The sequence below is a fragment of the Modicisalibacter sp. genome, assembly GCF_055145905.1.
Genome location: NZ_JBSREH010000039.1, coordinates 30,156 through 47,004, shown reverse-complemented (window position 1 = coordinate 47,004; position 16,849 = coordinate 30,156). Strand labels below are relative to the sequence as shown.

Here is a 16,849-nt window from a genome sequence, read left to right as displayed (position 1 = left end):
AGTCGGCGCTGTATTGCCTGCGTTTCCTGCTCATGATCAGGTTCTCCTGTCGGAATGATCAGAGCTTAGCGCCTGGTCCGAATTTCGGGGTCCACTTCATGCTTGATGACTGACAGTGTCTTCATGTTTAAACCGGTGGCCCGCTCAGCAACAAGTGCCGTTGTCGCTTGTGCCAGTGAACAGGCACGAACCCGATACCCGACCTCTTGGATCACGCCATTTTCGATCACTGCATCAATGGTGACGCTATCCTTGCTTTCTGACTGGCTTGTAAGAGTGATCGTGCGAACATTGCTGCCTTGGAGGCGTCGGTCACGACGAACTCGAGATGCATATTCCCTAAGTTGAAGGATGAAGTCAGGATCCTCGGTTCCACCATTCATGCTGTCCAATTCATACCTCATAAACAGTGAGTGCGATTTTAAGAGTCACTGTCAAATAAACCCGAATGCCTCATTATGGTGACCCAATGGGATTCCGAAGCTCTCTTGGATGCTCACGGGCTTTCCGTACAGCGTGTACCCATAACCCGGGGTTCTGGTTTTGTCTGAATTGAGCGGGTATGCGATCGCAGAGTGACTTTTCTGAGGGCCTGACATGCTACGTCGGTGTAGTCAGGCGCATTGTCTCTGCTTCGTGCCGCCTGTGCTTTTTCCGGGCATCGATCAATACATCTCGCAGCAACTCTTCGGCACTGGGGTGATAGATGGGCATCGCCAGTACCTGTTCCGCCGTCATGCCGTGCGTGATGGCCAGGGCGAGCAGGTGTGCCAGGTGCTCGGCCTGGTATCCCAGCAGCTCGGCGCCCAGGATGACGTCGGTTCGTGCGTCTAGGTAGACCTGCATGCGCCCGTGCACCTTGTTCCAGACCACATGGCGGGCGCTGGTGAACGGCAGCTCACCGATGACGATCTCCCGGTCCTGAAGCTGCTGGTAGCTCTGGCCGATGACGGCGATCTGGGGGTCGGTGAAGAAGACCATCAACGGCGGTCGACGTTCTGCAGGGGTGGGGGACGGGTAGTTCAGCGCATTGTCGGCTGCGATTCGCCCCTCGTCGTAGGCTTCGTGCCATACCGGCAGGTGATCGGTGGCATCGCCGGCAATGAAGAGGGGCAGGTTGCCGCAGCGCATCGTGTGCGGATCGAAATTCACCTCGCCACGATCGGTGACCTCCACGCCTGCATGCTCCAGCCCCAGCCGGTCCAGGTTGGACACCCGTCCCGTGGCGACCAGGATCCTGTCGAAGACTCCGGTGATCCGCTGGCCATTCGACTGCTCGTACTCGATCCAGGCCCCGTCCGCGTCTTCCCGGGTGCTCAGCACCTGGCCACATGGGTGGATGTCCAGTTCGGCGGAGAGCACATCGAGCGCCTCGCGCTGCATGGTCGGATGGGTGAGGGCGTTGATCCTGCCGGAGCGGCCGTAGAAGGTCGTTTCGACACCCAGCCGATGGAGGGCCTGACCCAGTTCCAGCGCGATGACGCCCATGCCGATCACGGCAATCGAACGGGGAAGGTCTTCCAGCTCGAATATCGTGTCGCTGGTGAGAACGCGGGACATCACCGGGTTGAATACCTCACCGATCGCGGGGCGTGAGCCGCAGGCGAGGATGACCTTCTTCGCCCTGACCTCGACCGATTCGCCCACCATCAGGCGCCCCGGCCCGATAAACCGGGCGCGCCCCTCGAGCTTGTGATGGTCCGGAATCCTGTCGATGTAGCGGAGGTTGCGGGCGACGAACCGGTGGTCTCGCTCTCGGCGCATCCGCTCCAGTACCTTGCGTCCTTCCACGCGGCCCGAGGTTGGGACCCCGAAGAACTCGCTGGTGTGCAGGTGATGGGCGTGGTCGGCGGCGGTGATCAACAGTTTGCTGGGCATGCAGCCGACCCGCGCACAGGTGGTGCCGTAGGGGCCGTCCTGGATCATCACCAGGCTGTCGGTCCGGCGGCTGATCCGTGAATAGGCACCCAGGCCGCCGGTGCCGGCACCGATGATCGCGTATTCAACATCCATGGTCTTCATGCTCAATCGCCCTGTCCCGCGTGATCTCATGACGCATGCAGGCTAGCCGCGGCCATTCATGGGGGTAAAGTGACCCTTTCTAAGGGTTTGGCTTACTTTTTGTCATTCATCCATGTTCGCTATAGTCACTGGTCTCCCGCTCTCTACTGCCATGACGCCGCCGATTGGCCGGCCGCGGACTGTTCGATAAGTTTTGCGTTAGGTGGGCTAACCCTAGTGGTTAGCAATCGTCGTTTTACGGCTATCCTTCGGAGGGCATAGCCTGCGGGCATGCTCAGGAGGTGTTTCTATGTCAGTCCATCAGTCCGTCATCCGTTGGCAGCGTGCCCCGCACGAAAGCGATGCAAGCACCTATTCGCGTAACCACCGAATTACGTTGAACGGTGGTCAGCAGGTCGATGTTTCTGCATCGACCGAATTCAAGGGTGATCCAGACTGTGCCGACCCGGAACAAATGCTGATCAGCGCGGTGTCCAGCTGTCATATGCTGTTCTTTCTGGCGATCGCCGAGTTTCAGGGGTATCAGGTCGAAGCCTATGAGGACGATCCGGTCGGCTATCTGGAGAGCAACGATAAAAAGGGGCGGGAGGTGACGCGTATCGAGCTGTCGCCGCGCATCACTTTTAGTGGTGATGCCATGCCGGACCAGAAGGCAATATCCCGGATGCATGCCGGAGCCCACCGAAACTGTTTCATTCGCAATTCGATCACTGCCGAAGTGACGATCAATCACCTTTAATACTCGACTTTTGTCGCGAGGCATGTATGACTCTCAGTCACACTAGGGACGATATCCTTCTCAGGGAAGATAACGACGGGGCCGTCTATCTCACGCTGAACCGCCCGGACAAGTTCAATACTCTTTCCCAGGCGATGCTGACCGCATTGCAGCGGGAACTGGATACGATCGCTGATGATCCTGCCGTCCGCTGCGTGGTCATCGGCGGCAATGGTCGTGGCTTTTGTGCCGGACACGACCTGCGCGAAATGCGTGCCAATCCTGACAAGGCCTACTATCAGGAATTGTTTCGCAGCTGTAGCCGGGTGATGCAGAGTATCGTGGCCCTGCCGGTCCCGGTCATCGCCAGGGTCCAGGGCATGGCCACGGCGGCGGGGTGCCAGCTGGTGGCCAGCTGTGACCTGGCCATCGCCGGCCGGTCGGCCAGCTTCGCGGTGTCGGGCATCAATGTCGGGCTATTCTGCTCGACTCCGGCCGTCGCGCTGTCACGCAGCATCTCTCCCAAGCGGACGTTCGACATGCTGGTGTCGGGCGATTTCATCGATGCGGACACGGCCTTTGAGTGGGGGCTGCTAAGTGCGGTGACCGATGATGACAACCTGGACGCCGCCGTGGCTGACAAGGTGGAGCAGATTCTCGGCAAGAGTCCGGCCGCGGTTCGCTTCGGTAAGTCCATGTTCCATTCCCAGCGTCAGATGGCACTGGCTGATGCCTACGATTACGCCGGCAATGTGATGGCGGAAAACATGATGAGCCCCGACGCAGGCGAGGGGATCGATGCCTTCCTCGGCAAGCGCAAGCCCGTCTGGGAACAGCCAGGCAGCTAGGGAAGCGCTGATTCAGGCAATGTCGGAACACTGTCTGCGCTCGTCGACTCGTTATAGCGGTTAAAAGCCCGAATTATGAACCCTTCCCTAGAATAACAGGGGTCGATCCATGAACGATATTTGCCACTTCAATGAGGCTCTCGACAAAACGGCGGCGAATCATGTGGCGCTGTCTCCCTTGAGCTTCATCAAGCGGGCTGCCGCCGTTTACCCTGACAGGACGGCGCTGATCTACAACGAGACGCGGTACACCTGGCGGCAGACTTATGGCCGCTGCTGCCGACTGGCCTCCCTGTTGAAACACGTCGGCATTGGCCGAGGCGATACGGTCGCGGCCATGCTGCCGAATGTCCCGGCCATGTACGAGGCACACTTCGGGGTGCCGATGGCGGGGGCGGTGTTGAACGCCATCAACATCCGCCTGGATGCGGACGCAGTGGCCTTCATCCTCGATCACAGCCGCTCACGACTGTTGCTGGTCGATCCCGAGTACTCGGATGTGGTCGACAAGGCCCTGGCCCGGCTGACAGGACCGGCGCCCCGGGTGATCAACGTCTCCGACCCGAGCCAGGGCACGGAGCGTTTCCTCGGCGACCTGGAGTACGAGGCGCTGCTGGCCGAGCAGCCGGAACGGGAAGACTGGCAGCTGCCGGTCGACGAGTGGGATGCGATTGCGCTGGGGTACACCTCCGGCACCACCGGCAATCCGAAAGGGGTCGTCACCCACCATCGTGGCGCCTACCTGAATGCGATCAGCAATGTGCTGTCCTGGTCGATGCCCGCCGACGTGGTCTATCTCTGGACGCTGCCGATGTTTCACTGTAACGGCTGGTGTTTCCCGTGGACCCTGGCGGCACTCGGCGGGACCAGCGTCTGCCTGCGCCGAGTCGACCCGGAGGTGATCCTGGACCTGATCCGGCGGCATGGGGTCACTCACTACTGTGGTGCGCCCGTCGTCCACTCGATGATCGCCGATGCCGCCGTGGCGGCGCAGCAGCCGATCGATCACCCCGTGTCCGGCCTGATTGCCGGAGCGGCGCCCCCGGCGTCGGTGCTGGAGCGGATGGAGACCCTCGGCATCGAGCTCACCCATGTCTATGGATTGACCGAGACCTACGGCCCGGCGTCGGTGTGTGTCAAGCAGGAGGGCTGGGACCGACGCCCCCTGGAGGAGCGGGTCCGGCTCAATGGACGTCAGGGAGTGGCCTACCCCCTGCAGGAAGGCATGGCGGTGCTGGACCCTGTCACGCTGGAACCTGTCCCCGCCGATGGCGAGACGGTGGGCGAGATCATGTTCCGTGGCAACATCGTCATGAAGGGGTACCTGCGCAACGAGGCCGCGACCCGGGAAGCCTTTGCCGGCGGCTGGTTTCACTCCGGTGACCTCGCCGTGGTGGAATCGGATGGTTACGTCAAGATCCGCGACCGCCTCAAGGATGTGATCATCTCGGGCGGGGAGAATATCTCTTCCCTGGAGGTCGAGGAGGTCATCCAGCGGCATGATGATGTCGAGCAGGCAGCCGTGGTGGCGATGACGGACGACAAATGGGGGGAAGTGCCGGTGGCCTTCGTCCAGCTGCGCCCCGGAAGCGAGTTGAACGAGGCGGCATTGATCCACTTCTGCAGGGAGAACATCAGCCGTTTCAAGGTTCCCAAGAAGGTGATATTCACCCGGCTCCCGACCACCTCGACCGGGAAGATCCAGAAGTTTCAGTTGCGTCGGCAACTCGAGACCAGCCTGTCAGCCTGAAAAGCCGGGGCAGGAGGTGAATGCCTTGCAGTGGACGGTATGGTGTGTAGCCGGCAACGTCTATAGTGGCCTTTCATCGGGTCGCTCGATCGGGCCGGTGGCCACCGTCACTCAAGCGAGCACTGGTCATGTCACGACTTCCTCCCCTGATTGCGCTCTCCTACTTCGAGGTCGCCGCGCGAACCAGGAGCTTCGCCGCGGCGGCCAAGGAGCTCAATGTCACGCCGGCGGCGATCAGCCATCAGATCAAGGCGCTCGAGGAGTATCTCGGTGTTGATCTCTTTGTTCGCCACCATCGGCGGGTCAGCCTGACGCCGGCCGCGCGTGGCGCCTTGCCGGAGTTGCATGAAGGGTTCCAGACCCTGGGACGTGCGGTCGAGAAGATCCGCTCCTACGGCGAGGAGCGTCTGATTGTCACCGTTTGCGCCGAACCGCTGTTCGCCACCAAGTGGATTGTGCCGCGTCTGCACCGATTCTATGCCCGTTGCCCCGACGCCGAAGTGAGGTTGCAGGCGAGCCTGCATACGGTGGACCGCGATCGGGAGAGCGTTTTGGGTGTAGCCGATCTCAAGCGCGCCGGCATCGATGTCTCCGTGCGTCTTGGCTATGGCAATTATCCCGATCTGGCGCCTCGGCGGTTGTTGAGCCTGGACCTGGTGCCCATCTGCGCGCCGGAACTGGCTTCCTCCAGAGCGGGCATCGAAACATTGAAGGGGATGCCGTTATTGTGTGATAGCACCCTGAGCCGCTTGAAGGAGCCCTATGGCTGGAAGGAGTGGTTCCTGCAGCAGGGACTCGACACGGGCGCGCTACGCGAACTGCGATTCGGCAACGGCCTGCTGGCGCTGGAGGCAGCCATCGCCGGCCAGGGCGCTCTGCTCGGCAGCCGGGAGCTCCATCAGGCGGAGCTGTCCGCCGGAAAGCTGGTCGTGCTGGCCGATCGTCCGCTGAACACCGACCAGGCCTACTATGTGGTGAGCGCGGGCGAGAGTCTGGAGCGACCCATCGCTCGGCAGTTCCGTGACTGGTTGCTGGAAGAGGCCGGCACACAGGCCGACGCCGAAGAGAGCCGCTGACCCGCAGCCTTTGAGCCTGCCTTCCGCTGGCAAGCTCCCACCGACGCCGTCCGCTGGCAAGCTCCCACCGACGCCGTCCGCTGGCTGAGCCGGGGACGGCAGCCGTAACAAGGGGTCATCCCCTGGTGGCGAGGGCCACACCCACCTTCGACCGGTTGGGTCGCCCAATCGCTTGGGTGATCCAGGTGCCGGTTCCCGCCAGCTTTTTCAGGTCGATCCCTGTCTCGATACCCAGCCCATCCAGCAGATACACCACGTCTTCACTCGCCACGTTACCGGAGGCACCCTGGGCGTAGGGGCAGCCGCCGAGGCCGGCGACCGAGCTGTCAATCACGGCTATGCCTTCTTCCAGCACGGCGTAGAGATTGGCGAGTGCCTGGCCGTAGGTGTCGTGGAAGTGGGCGGCGAGCTTGGCCATGGGGATGTCGCGGCTCACGGCTTCGATCATGCGCTTGGCCTTGAGCGGGGTGCCGGTGCCGATGGTGTCGCCGAGCGAGACTTCATAGCACCCCATGTCATAGAGCGCCTTCGAAACCTCGGCGACCTTGGCCGGAGTGATGTCACCTTCGTAGGGGCAGCCGAGCACGCAGGAGACATAGCCGCGCACGCGCACGTTGGCGGCCTTGGCGCGTTCCAGCACCGGCTCGAAACGCGCCAGAGACTCGGCAATCGAGCAATTGATGTTCTTCTGCGAAAAGCTCTCGCTGGTGGCGCCGAACACCGCGACTTCCTCGACGCCGCATTCCAGTGCGGCTTCCAGTCCCTTGAGGTTGGGGGTGAGGGCGGAGTAGGTCACTCCCGGCCGACGGCTGAGGCCGGTCATCACTTCGCGGTGATCCGCCATCTGCGGTACCCACTTGGGCGAGACGAAGCTCGCCGCCTCGATGTGACGCAGGCCCGCCGCGCCCAGGCGGTCGATCAGTTCCAGCTTGGTGGCGGTGCTGATCGCGTCGGGCTCGTTCTGCAGACCGTCGCGGGGGCCGACCTCGACGATGCGAACCTGGGTGGGAAGTGCCATCAGCTGTCTCCTGACTGAAATTCCAGCAGCACATCGCCCTGGCCGACGGTATCGCCGCCCTGGAAGTGAAAGCTTTCCACGTGGCCATCGGCGGGGGCGCTCAGGGTGTGCTCCATCTTCATCGCTTCCATCACCATCAGCGGCGTGCCCTTTTCGACGCGCTGGCCCGGCTCGACGAGCAGCGCCACCACGGTGCCGTGCATGGGCGCGGTGAGGGTGGCATCCACCTCGTGGTGGCCGTGGTCGACGGCGTCGAGGCGCCGCCAGGCGAGGCGCACTTCGCCGTGGGCATCGCCGAGGATCAGCCGGTCGCCGTCGGTGGCGCGTTCGTGACGCGCCAGGTAGCGGCGGCGGTGGCCGTCGAGGGTGATCGCCACGGCGTCGCCGTCGAGTCGCTTCAGGTTGCCTTGGAAAGTCTCGCCGTTGACGCTCAAGTGCCAGTCGCCGTTGGCGCTCGGCCGCTCGGCGCGCACGGTGACGACGGCGTCGCTGTCGCTGGCATCCGCGGCGTGGGCCGGGTCGGTCAGGGCGATGCGCACCTGCCGGGGGGCGTTGAGCCGCCAGCCGTCGCGACGCGCCCAGGGGGTGTCGTTGGCCTCGCCCTGCAGGTGATCGAGCGCCTGCAACGCGACCTGCGCGTAGGTGGCGGCATCGGGCGCGCGATCCGCGAAGAGCTCGTCGTGGTGATGCTCGATGAAGCGGGTGTCGAGCTCGGCACGAAGGAAGGCGGGGTGGCCGGCCAGGCGCTGGAGGAAGGCGCGGTTGGTGGTCACGCCGACCACGTCGAGCGCGGCCAGGGCGCGGTTGAGGGTAGCCAGCGCCTGGTCGCGGTCGTCGCCGTGGACGATCAGCTTGGCGAGCATCGGGTCGTAGTGCATCGAGACCGCGTCGCCGGTTGCGACGCCGCTGTCGAGCCGTACCCGCTCGGCATCCAGCGCGGCGCCGGTCAGGTCCAGGCCGAAACGCTCGAGGGTGCCCGTCGCCGGCAGGAAATCCTGCGCCGGGTCCTCGGCGTAGAGACGCGCCTCGAAGGCATGACCGGTGATGGCCAGTTCATTCTGGGCCCTGGGCAGCGGCAGGCCGGCGGCCACGGCGAGCTGCCATTCGACCAGGTCCTCGCCGGTGATCATCTCGGTGACCGGGTGCTCGACCTGCAGGCGGGTGTTCATCTCCATGAAGTAGAAACGTCCGTCCGCATCCAGCAGGAACTCGACGGTGCCGGCGCCGACATAGCCGATCTCGCGGGCGGCGCGCACGGCGGCCTCGCCCATCTCGCGGCGCAGCGCCTCGGTCATGCCCGGGGCGGGGGCTTCTTCCAGCACCTTCTGGTGGCGGCGCTGCACGGAGCAGTCACGCTCGAACAGGTAGACGCCGTCGCCCTGGCTGTCGCAGAACACCTGGACCTCGACGTGGCGCGGCTGGGTCAGGTACTTCTCGATCAGCATGCGGTCGTCGCCAAAGGCGGCGCGAGACTCGCGGCGGCAGCCATCGAGCGCGGACTGGAAGGCCTCGCCTGACTCGACCACGCGCATGCCCTTGCCGCCGCCGCCGGCACTGGCCTTGAGCAGCACCGGGTAGCCGATGCGCTCGGCCTCGGCCTTGAGGTGATCGTCGTGCTGGTCGTCGCCGTGGTAGCCGGGGACCAGCGGTACGCCGGCGGTCTCCATGCGCGCCTTGGCGGCGGACTTGTCGCCCATGGCGGCGATCGCCGAGGCCGGCGGGCCGACGAAGGCGATGTCGGCGCGCTCGCAGGCGGCGACGAATTCGGCGTTCTCGGAGAGAAAGCCATAGCCCGGGTGGATGGCGTCGGCGCCGGTGCGCCGGGCGGCGTCGATCACGGCGTCGATGTCGAGATAGCTCTCGCGGGCCGGGGCGGGGCCCAGCCGCACGGCCTCGTCGGCCTCGCGGACGTGACGGGCGCTGGCGTCGGCATCGGAATAGACGGCGATGCTTCTCAGCCCCAGGCGACGGGCGGTGCGGATCACCCGGCAGGCGATCTCCCCGCGGTTGGCGATCAATACCGAGCCCAGCGGGCGGGGCGCATTGGCGAGACTCATGAGCGGGATTCCTTGTCGTCGTCGCCGGCCGGTTGCCAGGCGGGAGTGCGTTTGTCGAAGAAGGCGGCCAGGCCTTCCTGCCCTTCGTCGCTGACGCGCAGCTCGCTGATCACCCGGCAGGTGGTCTCGCGGATGACGTCGCGGTCGGATTCGTGGGCCACGTCGGCGAGCAAGGCCTTGGTGACGCGTTGCGCCCGGGGCGAGGCCTCGAGGAGCCGGGCGACGTAGTGCTCGACGCGCGCGTCGAGTTCGTGGCTGCCGGCGACCTCGTGGACCAGGCCCAGCGTCTGTGCGGTGGTGACGTCCATGACCTCGGCGGTCAGCGCGAAGCGGCGCATCTGGCGGCTGCCGATGGCGCGTTGCACGTAGGGGCTGATCACCGCCGGCGAGAGGCCGATCCTGACCTCGGAAAGACAGAAGCGTGCCGCCTCGGAGGCGACGACGAGATCGCAGCAAGCCGCGAGCCCCACCGCGCCGCCGTAGGCCGCGCCCTGAATGCCGCACAGCGTGGGGCAGGGCAGGCTGTCGATGCGTTGCATCAGGCGCGCCAGCTCGCGGGAGTCGGCCAGATTGTCGTCGACGCTGTAGTCGACCATGCGCTTCATCCAGTTGAGATCGGCGCCGGCGGAGAAGTGCTTGCCCTCGGAACCGAGCACCACCACGCGTACCTCGCCGCGCTCGGCCGAGTCGTGCAGGCGGTCGAGATGACGGTTGAGTTCGCCGATCAGCGCATCGTCGAAGGCGTTGTGGACGTCGGGCTTGGCGAGCGTCAGCCGGGCGACGCCGCGTTCGTCGATGTTCAGCCGGGAATATTGCGTCTCTTGGGTCATATTGTCGTCCATTCCCTGTCAGCGTTTCACTGCCGCCTTGCCCGGCCGGGGGCAGGGCGTCGCAAGGGCGCTGTGAACCCCTCCCTGGGCGCTACATTTGCCATCCATGGCAAATGACCCTTGCTTTGCCCTGTCCCCTGGCCTCGGACCGCCTGGCGGTGGGTTCATCACATTCGGAACACGCCGAACGTCGTGTCCTCTACCTCGGCATTCATCGCCGCGGCCAGCGCCAGCCCGATCACGTCGCGGGTCTGCAGCGGGTCGATCACGCCGTCGTCCCACAGCCGCGCGCTGGCATAAAACGGGTGCCCCTGGCGCTCGTACTGGTCGCGGATCGGCGTCTTGAAGGCGCTCTCGTCGTCCTCGCTCCAGGTTTCGCCGCTGCGTTCGAACTGGTCGCGCTTGACCTGGGCCAGCACGTTGGCGGCCTGTTCGCCGCCCATCACCGAGATGCGCGCATTGGGCCACATGAACAGCAGGTTGGGGTCGTAGGCGCGCCCGCACATGCCGTAGTTGCCGGCGCCGAAGCTGCCGCCGATCAGCACCGTGAACTTGGGGACTTTCGCGCAGGCCACCGCGGTGACCAGCTTGGCGCCGTGCTTGGCGATGCCTTCCTGCTCGTACTTGGAGCCGACCATGAAGCCGGTGATGTTCTGCAGGAAGATCAGCGGAATGCCGCGCTGGGCGCAGAGCTCGATGAAGTGCGCGCCCTTCACGGCGGACTCCGAGAACAGCACGCCGTTGTTGGCGACGATGCCCACCGGGTGGCCGCACCAGTGGGCGAAGCCGGTGACCAGGGTGTCGCCGTAGTAGCGCTTGAACTCGTCGAAGTCGGAGTCGTCGACCAGCCGCGCGATCACTTCGCGCACGTCGTAGGGTTTCTTGAGGTCGGTGCCGACGATGCCGTAGAGCTCGTCGGGGTCGAGCCGCGGCGGGCGCGATTCGCGCATCGCCAGTTCGCCGCGCTTCTGCCAGTTCAGCCGCGACACGGCACGGCGGGCAAGCTGCAGGGCGTGGGCGTCATTGTCGGCATAGTGGTCGGCCACGCCGCTGACCCTGGCGTGGACATCGGCGCCACCCAGGTCCTCGGCGCTGATCGTCTCGCCGGTGGCGGCCTTCACCAGCGGCGGGCCGCCGAGGAAGATCGTCCCCTGGTTGCGCACGATGATCGATTCGTCGGCCATCGCCGGCACGTAGGCGCCGCCGGCGGTGCACGAACCCATCACCACGGCGATCTGCGGGATGCCCTCGGCGGAGAGCGTGGCCTGGTTGTAGAAGATGCGCCCGAAGTGATCGCGGTCGGGGAACACCTCGTCCTGGTGGGGCAGGTGGGCGCCGCCGGAATCGACCAGGTAGATGCACGGCAGGCGGTGCTTGCGGGCGATCTCCTGGGCGCGCAGGTGCTTCTTCACGGTCAGCGGGAAATAGGTGCCGCCCTTGACCGTGGCATCGTTGGCGACGATCACGCACTCGACGCCGCTTACGCGACCGATGCCGGCGACGACCCCCGCCGCCGGCACCTCGGTGCCGTAGACCTCGTGGGCGGCCAGGGCGCCGATCTCGAGAAACGGCGCGCCTTCGTCGAGCAGGTGGTCGATGCGATCGCGCACGAACAGCTTGCCGCGCGACTCATGACGTTCGCGGGCCTTGTCGCCGCCGCCCCGGGCGATCGACGCGGTCAGCTCGTGCAGCTTGCCGACCTCGGCGCGCATCGCCGCGTCGTTGGCCTGGAAGGCCTCGGTGCGCGGATTAATTTGGGTCTGAAGAATAGCCATTTGTCGGCTTCCTTAGCTCTGAAGTTAAAATGTGCGAGCGAAGCTCAGACAAGGCAAAAATTGACGAAAGGGCGGAGTTTACTGCTGTAAATGAGTACCTTGAGTCAATTTTTAACGCCGTATGAGCGAGCGCAGCCATTTTTAAGCCGATTCGTTGAAGAGCTCGCGACCGATCAGCATCCGCCGAATCTCGCTGGTGCCGGCGCCGATTTCGTAGAGCTTGGCGTCACGCAGCAGGCGCCCGGTGGGGTATTCGTTGATATAGCCGTTGCCGCCGAGCAGCTGGATGGCGTCAAGCGCGACCTGGGTGGCCTTCTCGGCGCAGTAGAGGATCACCCCGGCGGCGTCCTTGCGCGAGCTGCGGCCGCGGTCGCAGGCGCCGGCCACGGCGTAGATGTAGGCGCGGCAGGCATTCAGGGTAGTGAGCATGTCGGCGACCTTGCCCTGGACCAGCTGGAACTCGCCGATCGACTGGCCGAACTGCTTGCGTTCGTGAAGGTAGGGCACTACCACGTCCATGGCCGCCTGCATGATGCCGATGGGGCCGGCGGCGAGCACGGTGCGTTCAAAATCCAGGCCGCTCATCAGCACCCTGGCGCCGCGGTTTTCCTCGCCGAGCACGTTCTCCGCCGGGACCTCGCAGTCCTCGAACACCAGCTCGCAGGTGTTGGAGCCGCGCATGCCTAGCTTGTCGAGCTTCTGGGCCGTGGAGAAACCGGCAAACTCCTTCTCGATGATGAACGCCGTGATGCCTTTGGAGCCGGCCTCGGGGTCGGTCTTGGCATAGACCACCAGCACGTCGGCGTCGGGGCCGTTGGTGATCCACATCTTGTTGCCGTTGAGCACGTAGGTGTCGCCGCGCTTCTCGGCGCGCAGCTTCATCGACACCACGTCGGAGCCGGCGCCGGGCTCGGACATCGCCAGCGCGCCGACGTGCTCGCCGCTGATCAGCCTGGGCAGATACTTGGCTTTCTGGTCGGCATTGCCGTTGAGCTTGATCTGGTTGACGCACAGGTTGGAGTGCGCGCCATAGGACAGGCCCACCGAGGCGCTGGCCCGCGAGATCTCTTCCATGGCGATGCAGTGGGCGAGATAGCCCATGCCGCTGCCGCCGTCCTCTTCCGGCACGGTGATGCCGAGCAGGCCCATGTCGCCGAATTTCTGCCACAGATCGTTGGGGAAGACGTTGTCGTGGTCGATCTGCGCGGCCCGCGGGGCGATCTCGTCACGGGCGAAGGCGTTGACATGATCGCGCAGCATGTTCAGTTCATCGGGGAGGCCGAAATCGAGTGGGGTGTAGGGGGCGTGCATGGCGTGTGTCTCCTGAACCGGGTGGCTTCGCGGGTCGGTGTGGCGCGGGTTGGCCACGGGCTGTCCGTCATGCAAGGCAGCATAGAAAGGGTTTACGTTAACGTAAAGTAGAGCTTTGGTCGCAGACGGTCGTTACACACAGAAACCCCGGCACGCGCGTGCCGGGGTGCCGGGGTGCAGGGGGAGGTAGAGGGGAGGGGGCGTCAGACGTTCTGGCGCATCGGCCGCTCGCCGTGAGGCAGGATCAGGTTGAGCACGATGGCGACCAGGGCGCCGGGGATCAGCCCGGAGTCGATGATCGCCGCCAGGTTGTCCGACAGACCCGAATACAGGCCTTCCTGGGCGGGCAGGCCCAGCGCGGTAGCCAGCGCCATGGCCATGATCAGCATGTTGCGCCTGTTGAACTCGATGCCGCTGAGCATCTTGATGCCGGCACTGGCGATCATGCCGAACATGATCACCACGGCGCCGCCGAGCACCGAGTTGGGGATGCCCGAGATGATCGCGCCCAGCTTGGGCAGCAGCCCGGCGATGACCAGGAAGGCGCCGCCGATGGCCACCACGAAGCGGCTGATCACACCGGTCAGGGCGACGATGCCCACGTTCTGGCTGAAGCTGATCTGCGGGTAGGCGTTGAAGATCGCCGCGAAGACGCTCGACAGGCCGTCGGCCATCACGCCGCCGGAGAGTTCCTTATGGGTGGGCTCGCGGTTGGCGCCACCCACCGTGGTGCCGACGATGTCACCGATCGATTCGGCGCAGGTGACCACTGCCAGCAGTACTACCGGCAGGATGGCGGACAGGTGGAACTCCACGCCGATGGCGAAGGGCACCGGCAGCGAGAACCAGGCGGCGGACTGCAGGCCGGAGAAGTCCACGTAGCCGAATGCCAGCGCTGCCACGAAACCGGTGACCAGCCCGAGCAGTGGCGACATTTCCGACCAGATGCCGCGACCGAACTGGTGAAAGCCGATGGTCACGATCAGCACCAGGGCGGCGAGCAGCCAGTGATGCAGTGCACCGAAATCCTCGGCACCGAAGCCGCCGCCGATGTAGGCGAAACCCACCGGCATCAGCAGCGTGCCGATCATGATCACGAAGGTCCCGGTAACGACCGGCGGGAACAGAAAGCGTACGTAGGGCAGGAACAGCCCTACCAGCGCCATGGCGACCCCGCCGCAGAGCGCGGCGCCAAGCGCCGTGGGTACGCCCATGCCCACGGCGATGGGGATGAGCACCGGCACGAAGCCGAAGCTGGTGCCCATGACGATCGGCAGCCGGGCCCCGATGGGGCCGAGCCCCAGTGACTGGACGAGGGTGGCGACCCCGGCGACGAACATTGCCGCCTGGATCATCAGCGTGGTCTGGGCCTCGGACAGGTCGGCGGCACCGGCAATGATGATCGGCACGGTGACGTTGCTGACGAACATCGCCAGCACGTGCTGAATACCCAGCGGTATGGCGCGCCCCAGCGGCGGCATGGCATTGACGTCATGGGTGCTGCGCACTGTCGGCGGAGCCTCCTGCATGGGCTGCTCGGAAGCGGTGGTCATTGTGTCTCTCCTTGCCTTGCTTGTTGTTGTTGAGGGGGATGAGCGATGCCACACCGCGGCATCGAGGTTACAGGGCGTGTCGCAGGCGCCGGGCGGCAGCGTCGTGCCGGGCCATGAGCGCCTCCAGATCGACGTCGCGGGGCATGCCGTCGGTGACTCGCCAGTGGCCGGCAACCATCACGCGATCGGCCCGGTGCGCGCCGCACAGCAGCAGTGCTGCCAACGGGTTCTCGGCGCCCGAGAAGCGTGCTTCGTCGAGCCGGAACAGGGCCAGGTCGGCCTGCTGACCCGTAGCCAGCCTGCCGATGTCATCGCGTCCCAGGCAGCGGGCCGAGCCGCGAGTGGCCCAGTCGATCACGGTTTGGTGCGATAGGGCTTCGGGGGAATAGCGCAGGCGGCCCAGCAGCAGGGCCTGGCGCATCTCCTCGGCAAGATTGGAGTGATCGTTGGAGGCGGAGCCGTCCACGGCCAGGCCCACCGGGGCGCCGGCTGCCTCCAGCTCCAGCGTGCGGCACAGCCCGGAGCCAAGCACCATGTTCGAGGAGGGGCAGTGGGCGATGCCGGTGCCGGCGCGGCCCAGTCGTGCGATCTCGTCGTCATCGAAGTGGATACCGTGGGCGAGCCAGGTGCGCTCGCTCAGCCAGCCGCAGGCCTCCAGATAGTCGAGCGGGCGCATGCCTAACTGGCGCTGGCAGAAGTCGGTTTCGTCCTGGGTCTCGGCAAGATGGGTGTGCAGTCGCACGTCGTTGGTCTCGGCCAGACGGGCAGTGGCTTCCATCAGCTCACGGCTCACCGAAAAGGGCGAGCAGGGCGCCAGGGCGAGGCGGATCATCGCGCCTTCTCCGGGCTCGTGGTAGCAGTCGATGAGGCGCTGGCTGTCGTCGAGGATGGTGCGTTCGTTCTGGACCACCGATTGCGGCGGCAGGCCGCCATCATCCCGGCCGAGGCTCATGGAGCCCCGGGTGAGCGTGGCGCGCACCCCGAGCCGGCGGGCGGTCTCGACCTGGATGTCGATGGCGTGGGTCAGCGCACCCGAAAACACATAGTGATGGTCGGCCACCGTGGTGCAGCCGGACATCAGCAGCTCGACCATCGCCAGCTCGCTGGCTAGTGCCAGTTGCGTCTCGCCGAGATTCGCCCAGACGTCGTACAGGGTGGTCAGCCAGGGAAAGAGCGGCTTGTTGAGCGCCGGCGAATAGGCGCGGGTCAGGGTCTGGTAGAAGTGATGATGGGTATTGACCAGTCCGGGTAGCAGCACATGGGCCGAGGCGTCGAAAACCTCGTCGACGTGGCCGGCGGGCCGCCCCCCGGCAGGCACGGCTTCGATGATTCGCCGGCCTTGGACGACCACGCCACCGGCCGCGGCGGCGTCGCTGCAGGCCAGTGGATGGCGAATCCAGAGAGTGCGCTGTGTCTCGGTCATGTCGGTCTCCTCCGCGATGGATGCAACACCCCCTTGTTCGCGATCAAGGGTTACCCACGCGAGGGTGGTTCAGGTGCCTGTCCGATGCTGGAGATGTTTTGTGTACTATTGTTGTATACCAAAATTGTCCACAAGGGGTGTCCTTGTCAACCCCTTCCTGTGTCCTTTGCGCTGTCGCTATCACGCGACTTATGGTGAGGAACGATTTTCGCTAAGCTTCAGGCATGAAACGAACCCGAAAAAGGAAGGAGACACCCATGATGATTCGTTCCTTGGCACTCTTGCTGGTGGGGCTTGTACTGGCGGGATGCAGCTACACACCGGCTCGTATCAACCCGGAGCCGGTGGTCGAGATTGGCGACGGGCATCATGGCCATGATCGCGGCGGCGATTTCTGCCCGCCCGGTCAGGCCAAGAAGGGCAACTGCTGAGACGATTTCGCGCCGGGTGAAGGCGGCCGTTCTCGAC

The 16,849-nt window shown here is 64.9% G+C and carries 13 protein-coding genes; 5 read left to right on the top strand and 8 right to left on the bottom strand.

The genetic code is table 11. The features are described 5' to 3' along the window. Positions 1-600: 600 nt before the first annotated feature. Positions 601-2,022: a dihydrolipoyl dehydrogenase gene (locus tag ACTCB7_RS11885; protein WP_463006834.1), complete on the bottom strand. Its 1,422-nt coding sequence runs from the start codon at positions 2,020-2,022 to the stop codon at positions 601-603. 289 nt (positions 2,023-2,311) lie between these two features. On the opposite strand from ACTCB7_RS11885, the gene ACTCB7_RS11880 reads away from it, so the two are divergent. From ACTCB7_RS11880 to ACTCB7_RS11865, 4 genes are all read left to right on the top strand, one after another. Then, positions 2,312-2,761, top strand: coding sequence for an OsmC family protein (locus ACTCB7_RS11880; RefSeq protein ID WP_463006833.1), 450 nt, complete (start codon positions 2,312-2,314; stop codon positions 2,759-2,761). A 26-nt stretch (positions 2,762-2,787) separates the two neighbouring features. Then, entirely contained in the window at positions 2,788-3,588 is an 801-nt protein-coding gene (locus ACTCB7_RS11875) for an enoyl-CoA hydratase (protein WP_463006832.1), read from the top strand. Between the two features lie 109 nt (positions 3,589-3,697). Continuing rightward, the gene (locus tag ACTCB7_RS11870; protein WP_463006831.1) at positions 3,698-5,338 is read left to right on the top strand and encodes an acyl-CoA synthetase; all 1,641 of its coding nucleotides are present in this window, start codon (positions 3,698-3,700) and stop codon (positions 5,336-5,338) included. A 128-nt stretch (positions 5,339-5,466) separates the two neighbouring features. Further along, positions 5,467-6,414, top strand: a complete 948-nt coding sequence (locus tag ACTCB7_RS11865) for a LysR family transcriptional regulator (protein ID WP_463006830.1) — start codon at positions 5,467-5,469, stop codon at positions 6,412-6,414. A gap of 115 nt (positions 6,415-6,529) precedes the next feature. On the opposite strand, the gene ACTCB7_RS11860 is transcribed toward ACTCB7_RS11865, so the two are convergent. The 7 genes from ACTCB7_RS11860 to ACTCB7_RS11830 all read right to left on the bottom strand — a co-directional run bounded on the left by ACTCB7_RS11860 (position 6,530) and on the right by ACTCB7_RS11830 (position 16,381). Continuing rightward, complete coding sequence (locus ACTCB7_RS11860; RefSeq protein ID WP_463006829.1) at positions 6,530-7,432, bottom strand: hydroxymethylglutaryl-CoA lyase; 903 nt, start codon at positions 7,430-7,432, stop codon at positions 6,530-6,532. Next, positions 7,432-9,489, bottom strand: a complete 2,058-nt coding sequence (locus ACTCB7_RS11855; protein ID WP_463006828.1) for an acetyl/propionyl/methylcrotonyl-CoA carboxylase subunit alpha — start codon at positions 9,487-9,489, stop codon at positions 7,432-7,434. The genes ACTCB7_RS11860 and ACTCB7_RS11855 overlap by 1 nt, the downstream gene beginning before the upstream one ends. After that, positions 9,486-10,319: an enoyl-CoA hydratase-related protein gene (locus ACTCB7_RS11850; RefSeq protein ID WP_463006827.1), complete on the bottom strand. Its 834-nt coding sequence runs from the start codon at positions 10,317-10,319 to the stop codon at positions 9,486-9,488. The genes ACTCB7_RS11855 and ACTCB7_RS11850 overlap by 4 nt, the downstream gene beginning before the upstream one ends. Before the next feature lie 167 nt (positions 10,320-10,486). Beyond that, on the bottom strand, positions 10,487-12,094 hold the full coding sequence (locus ACTCB7_RS11845; protein ID WP_463006826.1) for a carboxyl transferase domain-containing protein: 1,608 nt from the start codon (positions 12,092-12,094) through the stop codon (positions 10,487-10,489). Between the two features lie 141 nt (positions 12,095-12,235). Next, positions 12,236-13,405 (bottom strand): isovaleryl-CoA dehydrogenase, encoded by a 1,170-nt coding sequence (locus ACTCB7_RS11840; RefSeq protein WP_463006825.1) that lies wholly within the window; start codon positions 13,403-13,405, stop codon positions 12,236-12,238. Positions 13,406-13,608: 203 nt separating this feature from the next. After that, on the bottom strand, positions 13,609-14,958 hold the full coding sequence (locus tag ACTCB7_RS11835; protein WP_463006824.1) for a uracil-xanthine permease family protein: 1,350 nt from the start codon (positions 14,956-14,958) through the stop codon (positions 13,609-13,611). Between the two features lie 67 nt (positions 14,959-15,025). Then, complete coding sequence (locus ACTCB7_RS11830) at positions 15,026-16,381, bottom strand: 8-oxoguanine deaminase (protein ID WP_463006823.1); 1,356 nt, start codon at positions 16,379-16,381, stop codon at positions 15,026-15,028. A gap of 257 nt (positions 16,382-16,638) precedes the next feature. On the opposite strand from ACTCB7_RS11830, the gene ACTCB7_RS11825 reads away from it, so the two are divergent. Next, positions 16,639-16,812 carry a hypothetical protein gene (locus ACTCB7_RS11825; RefSeq protein ID WP_463006822.1) on the top strand — a complete coding sequence of 58 codons (174 nt, stop codon included), beginning with the start codon at positions 16,639-16,641 and terminating at the stop codon, positions 16,810-16,812. Positions 16,813-16,849 lie beyond the last annotated feature (37 nt).